The organism is Sphingorhabdus sp., from assembly GCF_044354325.1.
GTDB lineage: Bacteria > Pseudomonadota > Alphaproteobacteria > Sphingomonadales > Sphingomonadaceae > Sphingorhabdus_B.
On record NZ_JBILAF010000040.1, the window covers coordinates 1 to 16,090 of the forward strand.

Consider the following 16,090-nt stretch of genomic DNA (forward strand, 5'->3'; position numbering starts at 1 on the left):
ACCAGCTGCCGGACTTTTCGACAATGCCCGCCTTCACACCCAGATCCAAAAGTTCCCCGGTCTTGGAAATACCTTCACCATACATGATGTCGAATTCGACCTGCTTGAAAGGTGGAGCTACCTTGTTTTTCACAACCTTCACGCGAGTTGTGTTGCCCACAATATCTTCGCCAGACTTAATCTGACCCGTGCGACGAATATCCAAACGGACCGACGCATAGAATTTCAACGCATTACCGCCCGTGGTGGTTTCGGGCGAACCGTACATCACACCGATTTTCATGCGGATCTGGTTGATGAAAATCACCATGCAGTTCGACCGGCTGATCGAACCTGTGATTTTGCGAAGCGCCTGGCTCATCAAACGGGCTTGCAAGCCGACATGGCTGTCGCCCATTTCCCCTTCGATTTCGGCGCGCGGCACAAGTGCAGCAACCGAGTCGATAACCACAATGTCGACCGCGTTAGAACGCACCAACGTATCTGCAATCTCAAGTGCTTGCTCACCCGTATCGGGCTGCGACACGATGAGGTTATCAATATCGACACCCAATTTCTTCGCATAGCCCGGATCCAGCGCATGCTCTGCATCGATAAATGCCGCCGTACCGCCTGCCTTCTGCGCCTCTGCAATTGCATGCAAGGTCAGCGTGGTCTTACCCGAGCTTTCTGGACCGTAAATTTCGATCACGCGCCCCTTGGGTAGACCGCCGATGCCGAGCGCAATATCCAAACCAAGCGAGCCTGTGGACACTGCATCAATAGCAATAGCCTCACGGCTACCCAGTTTCATCGCCGAGCCTTTACCGAAAGCGCGATCAATCTGCGCGAGCGCCGCTTCTAACGCCTTTTCACGTTCCGAACTTTTCATACCGTTTGCCTGATTCCCATCGACCATTTTAAGACTTGCTGCCATTTTTCCACTCCTTTAGCGTCATGCCTGTTCCGAACTATCATCCGGAATATCCATTATGTACACCTTCTGTTCCAAAAGAACAAGAGCGGAACAAAATTATTTATATACTTATTTTCAACATCTTAACTAATTAGCCTTTGCGAGCGCGTCATGGACCGCTTCCGCAATTTGCTGAACTGAAAATGGCTTAGCAAGGAACGACACATTGTCGAGGCTGATCGTCTCGCGCAACTGCTCCTCTGCGTAACCGGACATGAACAACAGGCGGATGTCGCCATATGTGTCACGCAAATTGCGTGCCATTGTCGGGCCATCCATATTGGGCATGACCACGTCAGATACGACGAGATCATAACGCTTGCCTTCCGCAAAAAGCTCAAGCGCTTGCTCGCCATCGCTAGCAGTTTCCACGACATATCCCTGCCGCACCAACGCGCGCTCTGCGACTGCGCGCACCATGTCTTCATCTTCAACAATCAAGACGCGGCCACTGCCCCACAAATCCTTCGGCTTGTATAATTCCTTTTTGCCCGTCCCGACAACAGTTGCTTCACCGCGATGAACGGGCAAGAATATGTCGAAGCGTGTGCCTCGGCCGACGGTTGAATCGGCAAAGATGAACCCGCCCGATTGTTTAACAATGCCGTAGACTGTGGAGAGACCAAGCCCGGTCCCATGGCCAAGTTCCTTAGTCGTGAAGAACGGTTCGAATATCTTCGACAGATTTTCCTTGGAAATCCCGACACCGCTGTCCTCGACGGATAATTTGACATAGTCGCCAATGGGCAAAAACTCGCTACCCATCGCAGCGACTTCCTGCTGCCCCACTGCCAATGTGCTGATGTGCACCACGCCGCCCTTGGGCATCGCGTCGCGCGCATTGACGCCCAAGTTTATGATAACCTGTTCAAGTTGCCCCGGGTCAGCGCGCACGGCGCCCACACCGCGCCCGTGATGCACCTCAAGCCGGACGGTTTCACCAAGCAATCGCTTCAGCAGACTGGATACGTCGGCAACAACGTTCGCCAGTTGTAATATCTGCGGACGCAATGTCTGCTGACGCGAGAAGGCAAGCAACTGGCGTGTCAGGCTGGCCGCGCGATTTGAATTGTTCTTGATCTGCTGAATATCATCATAATCCCCATCGCCGGGCTGATGCCGCAGCAGCATGAGGTCGCAATATCCGATAATCGCGGTCAAGATATTGTTGAAATCATGCGCAACTCCGCCCGCAAGCTGCCCGATCGATTCCATCTTCGTTTGTTGGGCAAGCTGCCGCTTCAGGGTTATCTCTTCGCTATTATCCTTAAGTCCAAGCAGAACCGCAGCGCCACCAAGCCCACGCACGCCAGCGATGGAGAGCGCAATGACTTCATCGGGTCGCTCTTTCAAGCGAATGGCGATGTCGCCTGACGTCATGGGCCCGCTGCCATAACGGCGGATGCTATCCAAGACCACGCCCTTGTCTTCGGAAATGACCAAATCGCCAGGATAAGGGGGCAATTTGGTCGGTTCTACATCCAGCACGCGTGCAAATGCCTCATTGGCAAACAGGAACCGGCCATCGCGATCAACAAGCGCCAGCCCCAAAGGCAGTGTGGAGAGCAATTGCTCAACATGTGCCAGCGCGAGGCCGCGGTCGACCTTTGCGCCGTCTTCGTCCACCGCGAGCAGCAAGGCGGAGCCTTCCACATCATGTGCTTTCAACGGCACGTGCAAAAGCCGGATAGGCAAGCCGCGACGTCCTTCGCGTTCAAAAAAGACGCTGCCCTTGTCATCCATCCGCACAAAATCTACGAATGAACGGCCATTGAGGGGAAATTGATCCGTGCCCGTTGCGCGCAAGGCAAAAGCAGCGTTTGCCGCGCGAACGCAGCCGTCGGGACCAACGGCGACAGCCATGACGCCGCTGCCGGACATGGCACGCCCGATACGTCCGGTAATCAGCGCAATCGCACGGCTTTCAATGGCAATCCGTTCAATGGGCGCGAGTTTCCATAAAAGATATGCGTCAGAGGCGCCTGCGCGTGCCACCTTCACGCTATAGGCGCGGTGGTCCTTCGTGATAGTATCGATCTGGGCACTGCCGTCGCGCCATGCGGCACGACCTGCCGCGACCATCAAAGATTCGCTCGCTTCATCCAGCCCCAGATCCGGCGGCGCTTTCAGTCCGGGAAACGCTTTCGTAAAATGGTCATTTGCGCATACCAGCCGACCAGCGCGGTCACTTATGGCGATTGCAGCGTCGTTCAACTGCGTGGCAGCGTGCGCAATAGACCAATCCGGCGGCGAGACATCGACAACATCCTCGACCGAACCAGCATGACGGAAAAAGTGAATCAGCGCGCCGGCCGCGATGATGACGGCGGCACACGAACCGACAAGAATGAGGTTGCCCGTCGAAAACCACAATATCGCCAGCGACAATAAGGTTGCGAGCGCCAATACCGCCAGCTGACGCACATCCAGCTTGGCGGATTGGTCCATGTCCCCGCCAAATATCTGAAATTGGGTCGGCGGGGATATCTTGTTCAAAGCGGCTCCTTACCAGATGCGAACGCGGTCCTCAGACTTGAGTACAATTGCCCGTCTGCTTTTGGCTGGAACGCATCGTACCATTTGTCAAGATTGTGCCCCCTCTTTAGCGGGCGCTTGCGTGGCGTCAGATTGGCTTTGCGCAAATGCTGGTGCGGCGAGCGATGCCAACGACGCCGATCCTGCCAATGCGCGTTCAAGAGCGAATTTCATGTCTATGCTCCCATAACATCGTGAGGAGAATAGAGGCTGGCGGGCCAAAGGCTACAAAAGCTTATCCACGAGACGCAATTGACTTCGACCGGCGTCGCCATTTGGCGCTTATCCGCCAGCGCCAGAACCACGCCGAGAGCACATAACCGACGAGCGCTGCTGCGATGGATATGATCGCAAGCCCTGCGACGCCTTGCACCAACGCCAAAGGCGCTTCGTTCCAGACATAATCACCCCACGCGGACAGCGGCGCCGATGTCTCGATAAGTTGATAAAAATGGCCTGAGCCGTTGTTCAACCGCAGCACTGATTCCCCGACATACACCGACCCAAGTAAAATGAATGGCGTTGTGGCCGGCATACTCAGGAACGTCATAGCCGCGCCGATCGGGATATTTGCCCGAAATGGTAGCGCAAGCAGCGCGACACCAGCGATCTGGACACCCGGTATCAAAAGGAAAATTCCGACCAACAGGCCAAGAGCTACACCGCGCGGGACGGAACGTCGTGTAAAGCGCCAGAGGGCGGGATGAAACACGCGCTGCGCAAACGGCCGCAGAAAGCGGCTGCGTTCAAAGCTGTCGCGCGTGGGTGCTTGCCTGTGCAACCAGGTATCAAACTTACTCATCCACGATCACGCATAATGCGTCCTTGCTCACGCTTCCAATCCCGTTCTTTCTCGGTCGCACGCTTATCGGGCGCCTTTTTGCCCTTTGCCAACGCCAATTCCACTTTCGCCCTGCCGCGTCCATTGAAATATATCGACAGAGGCACAAGCGTCATGCCCTGCCGCATCACCGCGCCATGCAGCTTGTTTATTTCGCGCTCGTTCAACAGCAACTTTCTGGGCCGCTTCGGTTCGTGGTTAAACCGATTTCCATGGCTGAATTCGGGGATATTTGCGTTAATCAACCAAATCTGATCATCGCGAACTTCGGCATAGCTTTCGGCGATGGAACCTTCACCAAAGCGCAAAGATTTCACTTCAGTTCCGGTCAGGACAATTCCGGCTTCATATTTGTCATCGATATGAAAATCATAACGGGCCCGCCGGTTTTCGGCGACCGTTTTGACTTTGTTGAATGCTTCGGGCTTTGGACGCGTCATTAAATAAGCCCTGCATTCTCCAAGGCGGCATCAACCTGACGACGGCTCGCCTCACTTGGCGGGGTCATTGGTAAGCGCAGCTCGGTTGGGAAACCGTCGATGACGCGTGACAACGCATATTTAATTGGGCCCGGCGATGCGTCAGAAAACAAAGCTAAATGAAGTGGATACAGCTTATCATTCAGTTCGCGCGCCAAGTTATAATCGCCCGATGCACATGCCGCCTGAAATTCTGCGCATAATTTCGGCGCAACATTTGCGGTGACCGAAATGCACCCGCGCCCGCCTGCGGCATTAAACGCAAGCGACTGTTCATCGACGCCCGAAAGCAAGCAGAAATCAGGTCCGCAGGCCAAGCGATGGTCCGTTACGCGCGGCATATCACCGCTTGCGTCCTTGATACCGATCACCGTCGGCAACTGCGCAAGGCGCGCAACCGTCTCCGGCTTGATGTCCGTCACCGTTCGCGCAGGCACATTGTACAGCACGATAGGCAGATCGTTCTTCTTGGTCATCGCCTCGAAATGCGCATAAATGCCCTCTTGGTTGGGGCGGTTATAATAAGGGGCGACAACAAGCCCGGCAGCCGCGCCGCTTTTCTTTGAAAAGTTAAGGTGGAGAATGGCGTTATTGGTGTCATTCGACCCACAGCCGGCAATCACGGGTACGCGCCCAGCGGCTTGCTCGATACACACTTCGATCACGCGATGATGCTCGGCATTCGACAGCGTTGACGCCTCACCGGTTGTCCCGGCGGGCACCAGCGCGCTTGATCCTTGGTCGATTTGCCAATCGATCAACGCGCGAAAATGCTTTTCGCTAAACGCTCCGTCGTAAAAAGGAGTCACTAGAGCCGGTATCGATCCCGAAAACATAGCATTACACTTTCAATCTGCGCCATATAGGCCGCTAAGGGCTATATAGTCGTTGGTTCAGCACCTGATAAGGATGGGGCACATAATATGTCCAGCATGGTAAAGCATCTCATTTCGGCATCTATGCTGATAATTCCGTTTTCGACCGCCGTAGCGGCCCAACAAAGCGATGGCATAACGTGGCAGCGCGGTACAGGCGCGGGCACAGTTGCTGCGCCCACTGCGCACATGCCTCAGGCCCCATCGGTGCAATATGCCCCAAGCGAAGGACAAGTCCCTGCCGCGTTGCAGCGTTGGAAAATGCTCAGCGCTCCCGGCAATTTTAGCTTTGGCGAATATGCGTCATTTTTGATGCGCTATCCCGATTGGCCAAATAGCGATGAGATGCGCAAGAACGCAGAACAGGCGATCAATCCTCTGTCATTGTCGCCCAGTCAGGTTGTGGCCTTCTTTGACCGCTTACCTCCCCTCACCAACGCGGGACGTGCAAGGTTCGCAATTGCGCTTCACGCATCGGGCGACACACAGCGCGCTGAAGCACAAGCGCGCGCGGCATGGCGCGGTGGCGCCCTAAACGATGATGACGAAGCACGTATGTTCCGCATCGCCGGCAACCGTTTTACGTCCGCTGACCATGACGCCCGCGTTGACCGCTTATTATGGTCGGGCTCAACCCGTGGCGCCGAACGCTGGATAGCCTACACCTCTCCGCAACGTCGCCCCGCCTTTGTTGCGGCGCTCGCCACCCGCATGAAAGCCCCCGATGCCGATCAAAAGGTTCAGGACGCCGGATCACTGGCCAATAGTGAAGCAAGCTTAATCGCTGCCAGAGCAGACTTTATGCGGTCCTCCGGCAACAGCATCGGTGCACGCGAATTGCTGGCGAACCGCGCCAATCTTGCTGGGCCGGTACCTGTTCTCAAGGACTGGTATCAATTGCTGCTGACGCATGCGCAGGCGGCCGCGAATGACGGTCAATATGACGTCGCGTACCGCATAGCGTCACGCGTTGACGACGCAACGCCGCGCGGCCTTGTCATGATCGATCAAGATATCGCCACACGCGATCGCTATACCAGCCTGACATGGCTGGCGGGCATGACGGCGATGGAAAGGCTTGGCCGCCCCGGTGACGCTGTTGCTATGTTCGAACGCTATGCGTCCGCTGCGAAATCGGCGCAGACCCGATCAAAGGGTTTACACTTTGCCGGCAAAGCTGCGGCAAAAGCCGGGGACCAAGCGTCAGCGACACGCTATCATGAACAAGCTGCCACATATTATGAGAGCTTTTTTGGCCAGCTGTCGCTTGAACAGCTCCGGCGCCCCCTGCCCCCGGTACCGCGCGTCACCCCCGCCGCTCCCGTTTTGGCGCAGGGAGACGTTCCGGACGTCTATTTGGCCGCAGCCCTCGCCTCCAAATATGGAAGTTGGAAGGACCAAAGCAATTTCTTCAGGGCCATTGCGCGGAACGCCAAGGACCCGGATGATTTTGCCATAGCCATTGGCCTTTCCCAAAAATTGGGCCGTCCCGATCTCGCGGTGATGGCGGGTCGCAGCGCCCGATCGGCCGGTATTCCCGAACTTTTGGGAAACAGCTACCCAACGGTCAATGTTCCCGCCGCGCATCACCAGACATGGACGCTTGCCCATGCGATCATGCGGCAGGAAAGCCAGTTTGACCGGGCAGCCGTCAGCCACGCAGGCGCGCGCGGCCTGATGCAGCTGATGCCTGGCACTGCGCGCGAGACGTCGGGCAAAATCGCGATGGCATATCGCCCCGAAGCGCTGACAGTCGATACAGATTACAACATCGCGCTTGGCGCCACATATATCGAGCGGATGCTCGACTATTTTGACGGAAGCTATCCCCTCGCAATCGCAGCGTATAATGGTGGCCCCGGCAATGTGAACAAATGGCTGAAGGCGTACGGTGACCCACGTACGGGCAGCATCGACATGATGGAATGGATCGAAAAAATCCCGCTGAGCGAGACCCGCGATTATGTTTACCGCGTGCTGGAAAATGCGGTGATGTACGATCATCTCCACCCCGAACGCGCGCGTGTGCGCTCGGCAACGCCGCTCAGCACATATCTGGGCAAATCAAGCCCGGGGTGACATAGAGGCGCTATGGAGCGCACAAACCCCATTACCCCTGCCGGATTCGCAGCCTTGCGCGCGCGGTATGAACAATTGCTCGCGGTCGAACGGCCAGCGGTTGTTGAAATCGTCCATTGGGCGGCGGGCAATGGCGACCGAAGCGAGAATGGCGACTATATTTACGGTCGGCAAAAGCTGCGCGCAATCGACCGTGAGCTCGGCCAGCTTTCCAAGAAAATGAAAGCTGCAAAGGTCCTCGACCCGTCCAAGCAGGAAGACCGGGACCGGGTGTTTTTCGGCGCAACGGTTACGTTGGCGGATATCGACGACGTGGAGCGCGTCATTACGTTGGTCGGCGATGACGAAGCCGATGCAAGCCACGGCCGCATCGGATGGAACGCGCCGCTAGCCCGCGCCCTGCGCGGTGCGCGCGTGGGCGAAGTCAAAACGGTAACCTTGCCAACTGGCCCCAAAGAATGGGAAGTCGTCGGGATCGCCTATCCAATAGGGGAATAGCCGAATGTCTTTTCGGCCAGCGCGGCAATCTCTGGTTGGGCATCAGGGAAATCCTGCGGAACGCTTGCCTCTAGCGACTCCACAACATGCTTTAGTGCAGCGATCCGTGCCGCTTTCTGGTTATTGCCGTCGATAACGGTCCACGGTGCCCAGCGCGTATGCGTGCGCTTAAACATGTCCGCCAGTGCATCCATATACTCGCTACGCCGTTCGCGATTTCGAAAGTCCTCTGCAGTCACTTTCCAGCGCTTGGCGGGATCTCCGAGCCGCTCCATCAGCACCTTATCCTGCGTTTCCTGTGTGATGTGGAAGAACAGCTTGATGATTTTCGTGCCGATTTCGCCCTGTCGCGACTCAAACTCGTTGATCTCGTCATATCCGCGCCGCCATTCTGCCTCGCTGCAGAATTTTTCGACGCGTTCGACCAGCACGCGGCCATAATGGCTGCGGTCCCATATGCTGATTTCCTGACTTCCGGGCAGTTTGTTCCAAAAGCGCCAGAGGAAGTGCTTGTCCTTTTCCTCCGCAGTGGGCGCTGAAACGGGATAGACATGATAATAACGCGGATCGAGCGTCGCGGTCATGCGCTTGATCGCGCCGCCCTTGCCAGCCGCATCCCAACCTTCAATCACGATCAACGTGCGCGCTTCGTGCAATATGTGCAGCGACTGCAGCCGCGAAAGGCGGTCCTGCAGCGCTTTCAGGTCCTCATCGTAGGTACCTTCGTATTTTGTACCGGACTCATAGTTTGAAAGATCAATCGCCATCGGGCGATTGCAGCACCTATTCGGCCGATAGACAAGACAAAGCAAAACGCTGTCCCCAAAAGGGACAGCGTTATGGCGTAGGCCTATGCTTTACGATTGCGCTTTGGGCGGCTGTTCCACAACGCGAATGTTCAGCTCGCGCAGCTGCTTATGCTCGGCAGGTGACGGGGCACCCATCAGCAAATCTTCAGCGCGCTGGTTCATCGGGAACAAGGTAATTTCACGCAAGTTCTGAACGCCGCATAACAACATGACCATCCGGTCGACGCCAGCGGCCATACCGCCATGTGGTGGGGCACCATATTGGAATGCCCGGTACATGCCGCCAAAACGATCCTCAACATCAGCCTGCGTCAGGCCAGTCAGTTCAAACGCCTTCACCATCAAATCGGGATGCTGGTTCCGGATGGAGCCAGAGGCGAGCTCATAGCCGTTACAGACCATATCATATTGATAGGCTTTGATGGTGAGCGGATCCTGCGTCTGAAGCGCTTCGAGGCCGCCTTGTGGCATCGAAAACGGGTTGTGCGCAAAATCGACCTTCTTGTCTTCCTCGCTCCATTCATAAAACGGGAAGTCGATGATCCAGCAAAAGCGGAATGCGTCTTTTTCAATGAGATCAAGCTGCTCACCCGTGCGGGTGCGCGCGGCACCGGCCAGCTTGGCGGCTTGCTCTTCCTTGCCAGCAGCAAAGAAGCAACCATCGTCGGGACCAAGGCCAATGGCGTCGTACAGCGCCTGCATGCCTTCGTCGCCATGATTCTTGGCAATGGGGCCGCCAAATTCGCCAGCCTTGCGGGTGACGTAGCCCAAGCCAGCATGGCCTTCGCTGCGTGCCCATTCATTCATATCGTCAAAGAATTTGCGGCTCTTTTCCGCCGTCTTTGGCGCAGGGATAGCGCGGACAACGCCGCCGCCTTCGACGATGCGTTCAAACAGGCCAAAGCCCGATTTGGTGAAATGGCTGGTCACGTCATGAATGATCAGCGGGTTGCGCAAATCGGGCTTGTCCGTGCCGTAATCCAGCATCGCTTTTGCATGCGGAATACGCGGGAATTGTCCAGCTGGCGTGACGGTTTTGCCATCGGCAAATTTTTCAAACACGCCAGCCATTACCGGCTCCATCGTGTCCCAAACCTCTTCCTGTGTGACGAAGCTCATTTCCAGATCGAGCTGGTAAAATTCGCCCGGCAAACGGTCAGCACGCGGGTCTTCATCGCGGAAGCATGGTGCAATCTGGAAATAGCGGTCAAAGCCCGCGACCATCAGCAACTGCTTATACTGCTGCGGCGCTTGTGGCAGCGCGAAGAATTTGCCCGGGTGAATGCGGCTCGGCACGAGGAAATCGCGCGCGCCTTCGGGGCTGGATGCCGTCAGGATGGGCGTTGAATATTCGGTAAAGCCGATATCTTCCATGCGGCGGCGCGTTTCGCGAATGATCTGCGTGCGCTTGACGATATTGGCGTGCAGCGTTTCGCGGCGCAAATCGAGGAACCGGTATTTCAGGCGCGTTTCTTCTGGATATTCTTGTTCACCGGCAACGGGCAAAGGCAGTTCTTCAGACTTGCTGAGCACAACGACATTGCGGGCGAAAACTTCGATCTGACCCGTGGGCAGATTGGCGTTCACAGTGGCGGCACTGCGCGCCTTTACTTCGCCATCGATGGTAACAACGCTTTCAAGGCGCAATGCTTCGAGGATTGGCAAAGCGGGGCTATCGCTATCGGCAACAATCTGCGTCATGCCGTAATGATCGCGCAAATCGACGAACAAAACACCACCATGGTCGCGCTTACGATGGACCCAGCCAGATAGGCGTACCGTTTCCCCCACGTGGGAATCGCGAAGTTCGGCGCATTTGTGCGTGCGATAAGCGTGCATTGTTCACTCAATTCAAAAAATCTGTGGAAAGGCCGCCTAACAACCGTGCAGGGGCACTTTGTCAAGTCGGGAATGGGTGCTACGGCGATGCGCAATGCAGATTCATCCACTCATCTCCGACAGCAAACGTCTCGCAGAATTGTGCGCACGCCTTGCAAAATCCCCATTTGTTGCGGTTGATACCGAATTCATGCGGGAAAACACTTATTATCCGGACCTCTGCCTAGTGCAGTTGGCGGACACGCATGAGGCGGCGGCGATTGACCCAAAGGCCGAGGGGCTGGACCTCACGCCAATGCTCGATCTGCTCTGCGCAAATGACGACGTCCTGAAAGTCTTTCATGCCGGTGGGCAGGACATTGAAATATTCTTCAACCTGACGGGCAAAACGCCCTACCCCATGTTCGACACCCAAATCGCGGCCATGGCGCTCGGTCAGGGTGAACAAATCGGTTATTCGAATCTGGTCGATCTGTGGATGGGCATTCAACTCGACAAAGGCGCGCGATTTACAGATTGGTCGCGCCGTCCGCTCGACAAACGGCAAATCGATTATGCAATTGCCGACGTCACGCATTTATCGGCGATATTTCCCATGATGCTCGAAAAGCTGAAGGTCACTGGCCGTGGCGCTTGGCTCAATGATGAAATGGAGCGCATTTCAGACGCGGCCAACTATCGCAATGATCCCGAAAACGCCTGGTCCCGGATAAAGGTCCAATCGCGTAAGCCCGAGGTTCTCGGTCGGCTTCAAGCCATGGCGGCATGGCGCGAAAAGGAAGCGCAGCGTAAGAATATCCCGCGCGGGCGCATCATGAAAGACGAAACGCTTGCCGATATTGCCGCGCATCCGCCCAAGTCGCAGGCGGATTTACCCAAGGTGCGTGGACTATCCCCTGCTTGGCGCGACAATGACATTGGCGCGCGGCTCATCGCCGTTATCGAAGCAAGCCAACCCATGGCGCGCGACGACATGCCCGACCGCGGCAGATCCTCGCCCGGCGGCGGCAAAGACGGATCACTTGTCGCAGACTTGTTAAAGCTGTTGCTCAAAATCCGCTCGCGCGAAATCAATGTCGCACCGCGCCTGCTCGTCCGGACCGAAGAACTGGAACGGTTGGCGGCGGGTGAGCGCGATGACCTAGAAGTCCTGACGGGATGGCGGTTTGAACAGTTCGGCCGCGATGCGCTTGATCTGGTCGAAGGCAGGCTGGCGTTCGCAGTGGTGAACGGGAAACTGAAAATGACCCACACCCAAGAAGAAGAGATGATCCGCTAATAGGACAATCTACAACGCCTTCTGTTGGAATTAGCTTTCGAGTATCTTCTTTACCAAGCTGAGATTGACCGGGGCATTTTCCGCCAGCGCCAGCGCATTTGCGGACCGTGCAAATTTTTCGATGGCACCATAACTCCGCTCAATCCGGCGCTTTACATAGCTTAAAGCATCGATGCTGATTGCAGCCCCGCGATCAGCGAGCTGTTTTTGAATCAATTGTTCAATCATTTCATCGTCGGGCGGCCCAATGTCGAGCAGCAATGCCGAGCCCAGACGCGATTGCAGGTCGGGCAATGTGATGTTCCACTCCGCCGGCTGCCAACGCGAGATAAGCAACAATGGGACGCCGCTTTCCTGCGACCGGTTCCATGCGTTAAACAAGGTTTCTGCCGGACTAGCCTCTGCATCGTCAATGACTGTGCCGTTCTGCCCCGAAAAATAGCGCGCCATGAGCGATTTGCCCGAGCGCGCAGGTCCCGTTAGAATGGCACAGCGTTTGGCCCAGCCAGATGCGCTCGAAAGCCCGGCAAACGCGGTCGCATTGGATTGCGTAATGATCAGGCTGGACGATGCGCCGCTGCGCAGTTCGTCCAATGGCAAAGCAATTTGGCGCATAATGTCAGATGCTGGTGCTCATGGCCGTGGTGACGGCGGCGTGGGCGCACCAGAATTGCGTGCAGGTTCTGCTTCTTGCAACACCGACTTTACCACATCATCCAAAGACTGGCGCGCAGGCTCTGCCCCATCGACAACCGACAGGTCTTCCACTTCGCCTTCCAATTCCTCTTCCTCGACCACTTCGGGTTCAAGGACGAGCGAGGCATCTGCCCGCAATCGGCCAGAGGCGAGCGCGGATTGGAACAGTTGGTCCATCTTAATCACGGCCTGATCCATCATGCCCGGAATGCCAGCACTGTTGGCAACACGCAGGGTGAACGAACCAAGATATTTGTTATCCGGTCCGTATCGCGCAGAAAACCGGCCAATAATTGGGCCACCGGGCCATTGGCGTTCGATACGTGCTATCGGGATGATCACGTCAGCAGCACCGAACTGGTCGAGGATTGTGCGCCACCAAATGCGGCTGCGACGGTCTTTCTGGCCCGCGTTCAGCAGCAATGATTCGCCGCCTGCCCCGCTTGGACGCACATAATCTATCGTGCTGTCAGCCGTGCGATATTTGGCCCAGCTGCGCTGCCATGATGTGCGCTGTTCAAATACCGTCGGCGCACCTGCCGAATAGGTAACGGGCAACAATAATAACGGCGCAGAACGGCGCGTCACGCCGCTGACGCCCAGCAATTGGCCAGCGCGGGCGCGGTCAAACAATACGCCAAGCTTGGCCACATAACGGCGTGGGCCAATCTGTTCCTGTTCAACAACAATCGCGGCAACAATGCCGTCCAACGTCGAATCGGATAGGCCAGCGCCAACATTCCCATGGGTTTTGCGCCACAATGCCGACCATGCAATCCGCTGTGCCTGTTCCCAACCCTTTTGCCGGGCATCAAACGCATTATTGCCGACGACATTCACGGAGACACCGGTCACTTCAAAATCGCCCGCGCTTGCGATTGGCGCAATGCCGCGCTTTGGCCCTTCGATTTGCGCGGCAACGATTCCGCCACCAATCAGCGCCAAAGGCAAGCCAATCGCTGCAATCTGAAACCATTTTCCGCGAGAATTTGTCATTAACGCACCTTTAGGCGACATAGACGTGGAATTCCAACCCTGTTCTCGCTAACGGCGACAAATGGTCGCAAAAGAACAGAAGCCCGAATCTTACACCTACGCCAAGGCGGGTGTTTCCATTGAAACCGGTAACGCGCTCGTGCGCGCGATTGCGCCGCTGGCGAAATCGACCCGGCGCGCTGGCGCGGATGCCGATCTTGGCGGATTTGGAGGGTTTTTCGACCTTAAGGCAGCAGGCTTCAATGACCCACTTTTGGTCGCCGCAAATGATGGTGTCGGAACGAAGCTAAAACTGGCCATCGAATCCGGTCGCCATGAAGGCGTCGGCATTGACCTTGTCGCGATGTGCGTAAATGACTTGATCGTGCAAGGCGCAGAGCCGCTTTTCTTTCTTGATTATTATGCCACCGGCAAACTCGACAACGCGGTGGCCACTTCTGTTGTCGCCAGCATTGCCGAGGGCTGCAAGCAAGCCGGCTGCGCGCTGATTGGCGGCGAAACCGCGGAAATGCCGGGCATGTATTCCGAAGGCGACTATGACCTTGCCGGTTTCTGCGTTGGCGCAGTCGAGCGCGACCAGGTGCTGACGGCAGATAAGGTCGCGGCGGGCGACGTCATTCTGGGCCTTGCATCATCCGGCGTGCATTCCAACGGTTTCTCGCTGGTTCGGCGCCTTGCCGCAGACAAGGGTTGGAAACTCGACCGTCCGGCCATTTTCGACCAGAATGTCATTCTTATCGACGCACTCATGGCGCCGACCCGCATCTACGTAAAATCGCTGCTGCCGATGGTCCGCACCGGCAAAATCCACGCGATGGCGCATATTACGGGCGGTGGCTTGCTTGAGAATATCCCGCGTATCCTGCCCGACGGTTTGCACGCACATGTCGATGCAGACGCATGGCAACAACCGCGCTTAATGGCGTTCTTGCAAGCGCAAGGTCATATCGAGCCCGAAGAAATGGCACGCACATTCAACTGCGGCATCGGCATGGCGGTGGTTGTCGATGAAACCGAAGTCGCGGGCGTAACCGCTGCACTTGAGGCAGCTGGAGAAACAGTTTTCCGCATTGGACATATTGCAGCCGGTGAAAAAGGCTGCACGGTTACCGGCAGCATCGAAACCTGGAGCGCCAAAGCCGATTGGACTGCGACCCATCATGGCTAAGGCGCGTGTTGCGGTCCTTATTTCCGGCGGCGGCACCAATATGGCTGCGTTGTTATATGCCGCAAAACGCCCAGATAGCCCATATGAAGTTGTTCTGGTCGCCAGCAACAATCCCGACGCAGAAGGGTTGAAGCTTGCACAAGCCGAAGGCGTCGCAACGTTCGCACAATCGCACGTTGGTCTTAAGCGGGCCGACCATGACGAAATAATGCATAATCACATTACCAAAGCGGGGGCAGCTTATGTCGTGCTTGCGGGGTATATGCGGATATTGAGCGAAAACTTCGTCGAAAAATGGGACGGCAGGATGCTGAATATCCACCCATCCCTATTGCCCAAATATACGGGACTACACACCCACCAGCGCGCGATTGACGCAGGTGACAGGATCGCTGGCTGCAGCGTGCACCTTGTCACGGCCGACCTTGATGAAGGCCCCCTTCTTGGCCAGATGGAGGTCGCCGTTTTGCCTAATGACACCGCCGATTCATTGGCGGAGCGCGTCAAGATTGCCGAGCATCAATTATATCCGCGGACGCTGGCCGACTATGTTTCGCGGGCAACAAGCCCCGATTATCTGACATCAAAAGTACGCGAAATCGCGCTGGCGCAGCCTGAGGCCGATGAAGTGGTGTCGCACGGAATGCAGTGCTTTGGCATCGTCGGCGGCAAGAAATTCGCATATGTTTCCATCGACCATCATGGCGACGGAAAAATCGCGCTCTTGGTCAAAATTAGCGGCGTCGAAGAACAGGCCATGCTGATCGATAGCGATCATGACCGATATTACCGCCCCGCTTATTTCGGCGATGGCTGGGTGGGCATCAGGCTCGACCTGGGCGATACCGATTGGGACCATATCGGGGAATGGATCGCCAAAAGCTGGCGCGCCGTTGCGCCAAAAAAGCTTACCAAGCTAATGGATGTAGCCAATGAGTTCTGATGCGAGCACCGGATTTATTGCCATTTATCGGTGGCGGGTGGCGGCGGAACATCAGGCAGATTTTCGAGAACGTTGGCGCGAAGTAACACACCAAGGTT

15 protein-coding genes are annotated in these 16,090 nt (G+C 56.3%); 5 read left to right on the forward strand and 10 right to left on the reverse strand.

Annotated elements, in window-relative coordinates; all coding sequences use genetic code 11:
• The 6 genes from recA to dapA form a co-directional block, all read right to left on the reverse strand.
• Nucleotides 1-916 (reverse strand): recombinase RecA (gene recA / locus ACIQ0G_RS05410; RefSeq protein ID WP_397577021.1); only part of this gene is annotated, 916 nt, incomplete at its 3' end.
• Nucleotides 917-1,042: 126 nt separating this feature from the next.
• On the reverse strand, nucleotides 1,043-3,451 hold the full coding sequence (locus tag ACIQ0G_RS05415) for a response regulator (protein ID WP_397577022.1): 2,409 nt from the start codon (nucleotides 3,449-3,451) through the stop codon (nucleotides 1,043-1,045).
• Between the two features lie 87 nt (nucleotides 3,452-3,538).
• Complete coding sequence (locus tag ACIQ0G_RS05420) at nucleotides 3,539-3,664, reverse strand: hypothetical protein (RefSeq protein WP_397577023.1); 126 nt, start codon at nucleotides 3,662-3,664, stop codon at nucleotides 3,539-3,541.
• 61 nt (nucleotides 3,665-3,725) lie between these two features.
• A complete protein-coding gene (locus ACIQ0G_RS05425) occupies nucleotides 3,726-4,292 on the reverse strand; it encodes a DUF2062 domain-containing protein (RefSeq protein ID WP_397577024.1) in 567 nt (188 codons plus the stop codon).
• Nucleotides 4,289-4,771 (reverse strand): SsrA-binding protein SmpB, encoded by a 483-nt coding sequence (gene smpB / locus ACIQ0G_RS05430; protein WP_125230014.1) that lies wholly within the window; start codon nucleotides 4,769-4,771, stop codon nucleotides 4,289-4,291. The genes ACIQ0G_RS05425 and smpB overlap by 4 nt, the downstream gene beginning before the upstream one ends.
• The gene (dapA, locus tag ACIQ0G_RS05435) at nucleotides 4,771-5,646 is read right to left on the reverse strand and encodes a 4-hydroxy-tetrahydrodipicolinate synthase (protein WP_397577025.1); all 876 of its coding nucleotides are present in this window, start codon (nucleotides 5,644-5,646) and stop codon (nucleotides 4,771-4,773) included. The genes smpB and dapA overlap by 1 nt, the downstream gene beginning before the upstream one ends.
• 87 nt (nucleotides 5,647-5,733) lie before the next feature.
• On the opposite strand from dapA, the gene ACIQ0G_RS05440 reads away from it, so the two are divergent.
• Together ACIQ0G_RS05440 and ACIQ0G_RS05445 are read left to right on the forward strand one after the other, a co-directional pair.
• Nucleotides 5,734-7,764, forward strand: coding sequence for a lytic transglycosylase domain-containing protein (locus ACIQ0G_RS05440; RefSeq protein ID WP_397577026.1), 2,031 nt, complete (start codon nucleotides 5,734-5,736; stop codon nucleotides 7,762-7,764).
• Nucleotides 7,765-7,776: 12 nt separating this feature from the next.
• Nucleotides 7,777-8,262 carry a GreA/GreB family elongation factor gene (locus ACIQ0G_RS05445; RefSeq protein ID WP_397577027.1) on the forward strand — a complete coding sequence of 162 codons (486 nt, stop codon included), beginning with the start codon at nucleotides 7,777-7,779 and terminating at the stop codon, nucleotides 8,260-8,262.
• Here ACIQ0G_RS05445 and ACIQ0G_RS05450 read toward each other — a convergent pair.
• Nucleotides 8,244-9,029, reverse strand: a complete 786-nt coding sequence (locus tag ACIQ0G_RS05450; RefSeq protein ID WP_397577028.1) for a polyphosphate kinase 2 family protein — start codon at nucleotides 9,027-9,029, stop codon at nucleotides 8,244-8,246. The two genes, ACIQ0G_RS05445 and ACIQ0G_RS05450, sit on opposite strands and share 19 nt — an antisense overlap.
• A 90-nt stretch (nucleotides 9,030-9,119) precedes the next feature.
• Nucleotides 9,120-10,910: an aspartate--tRNA ligase gene (aspS, locus tag ACIQ0G_RS05455; RefSeq protein ID WP_397577029.1), complete on the reverse strand. Its 1,791-nt coding sequence runs from the start codon at nucleotides 10,908-10,910 to the stop codon at nucleotides 9,120-9,122.
• Between the two features lie 94 nt (nucleotides 10,911-11,004).
• Here aspS and rnd point away from each other — a divergent pair, with 94 nt between their 5' ends.
• Nucleotides 11,005-12,189 (forward strand): ribonuclease D, encoded by a 1,185-nt coding sequence (gene rnd, locus ACIQ0G_RS05460; protein WP_397577030.1) that lies wholly within the window; start codon nucleotides 11,005-11,007, stop codon nucleotides 12,187-12,189.
• A gap of 30 nt (nucleotides 12,190-12,219) precedes the next feature.
• On the opposite strand, the gene ACIQ0G_RS05465 is transcribed toward rnd, so the two are convergent.
• Nucleotides 12,220-12,804 (reverse strand): ATPase, encoded by a 585-nt coding sequence (locus tag ACIQ0G_RS05465; protein ID WP_397577031.1) that lies wholly within the window; start codon nucleotides 12,802-12,804, stop codon nucleotides 12,220-12,222.
• A gap of 18 nt (nucleotides 12,805-12,822) precedes the next feature.
• Complete coding sequence (locus ACIQ0G_RS05470) at nucleotides 12,823-13,881, reverse strand: heavy-metal-associated domain-containing protein (protein ID WP_397577032.1); 1,059 nt, start codon at nucleotides 13,879-13,881, stop codon at nucleotides 12,823-12,825.
• 61 nt (nucleotides 13,882-13,942) lie between these two features.
• Here ACIQ0G_RS05470 and purM point away from each other — a divergent pair, with 61 nt between their 5' ends.
• Nucleotides 13,943-15,049: a phosphoribosylformylglycinamidine cyclo-ligase gene (purM, locus tag ACIQ0G_RS05475; RefSeq protein WP_397577033.1), complete on the forward strand. Its 1,107-nt coding sequence runs from the start codon at nucleotides 13,943-13,945 to the stop codon at nucleotides 15,047-15,049.
• Entirely contained in the window at nucleotides 15,042-15,992 is a 951-nt protein-coding gene (purN, locus tag ACIQ0G_RS05480; RefSeq protein WP_397577034.1) for a phosphoribosylglycinamide formyltransferase, read from the forward strand. The genes purM and purN overlap by 8 nt, the downstream gene beginning before the upstream one ends.
• The last annotated feature ends 98 nt before the right edge of the window (nucleotides 15,993-16,090 follow it).

Excerpts from the sequence above, each read along its gene's own strand:
- ACIQ0G_RS05420 (WP_397577023.1), bottom strand. The coding sequence starts at position 3,664 with ATGAAATTCGCTCTTGAACGCGCATTGGCAGGATCGGCGTCGTTGGCA.
- ACIQ0G_RS05425 (WP_397577024.1), bottom strand. The coding sequence starts at position 4,292 with ATGAGTAAGTTTGATACCTGGTTGCACAGGCAAGCACCCACGCGCGAC.
- smpB (WP_125230014.1), bottom strand. The coding sequence starts at position 4,771 with ATGACGCGTCCAAAGCCCGAAGCATTCAACAAAGTCAAAACGGTCGCC.
- dapA (WP_397577025.1), bottom strand. The coding sequence starts at position 5,646 with ATGTTTTCGGGATCGATACCGGCTCTAGTGACTCCTTTTTACGACGGA.
- ACIQ0G_RS05440 (WP_397577026.1), top strand. The coding sequence starts at position 5,734 with ATGTCCAGCATGGTAAAGCATCTCATTTCGGCATCTATGCTGATAATT.
- ACIQ0G_RS05445 (WP_397577027.1), top strand. The coding sequence starts at position 7,777 with ATGGAGCGCACAAACCCCATTACCCCTGCCGGATTCGCAGCCTTGCGC.
- ACIQ0G_RS05450 (WP_397577028.1), bottom strand. The coding sequence starts at position 9,029 with ATGGCGATTGATCTTTCAAACTATGAGTCCGGTACAAAATACGAAGGT.
- aspS (WP_397577029.1), bottom strand. The coding sequence starts at position 10,910 with ATGCACGCTTATCGCACGCACAAATGCGCCGAACTTCGCGATTCCCAC.
- rnd (WP_397577030.1), top strand. The coding sequence starts at position 11,005 with ATGCAGATTCATCCACTCATCTCCGACAGCAAACGTCTCGCAGAATTG.
- ACIQ0G_RS05465 (WP_397577031.1), bottom strand. The coding sequence starts at position 12,804 with ATGCGCCAAATTGCTTTGCCATTGGACGAACTGCGCAGCGGCGCATCG.
- ACIQ0G_RS05470 (WP_397577032.1), bottom strand. The coding sequence starts at position 13,881 with ATGACAAATTCTCGCGGAAAATGGTTTCAGATTGCAGCGATTGGCTTG.
- purM (WP_397577033.1), top strand. The coding sequence starts at position 13,943 with ATGGTCGCAAAAGAACAGAAGCCCGAATCTTACACCTACGCCAAGGCG.
- purN (WP_397577034.1), top strand. The coding sequence starts at position 15,042 with ATGGCTAAGGCGCGTGTTGCGGTCCTTATTTCCGGCGGCGGCACCAAT.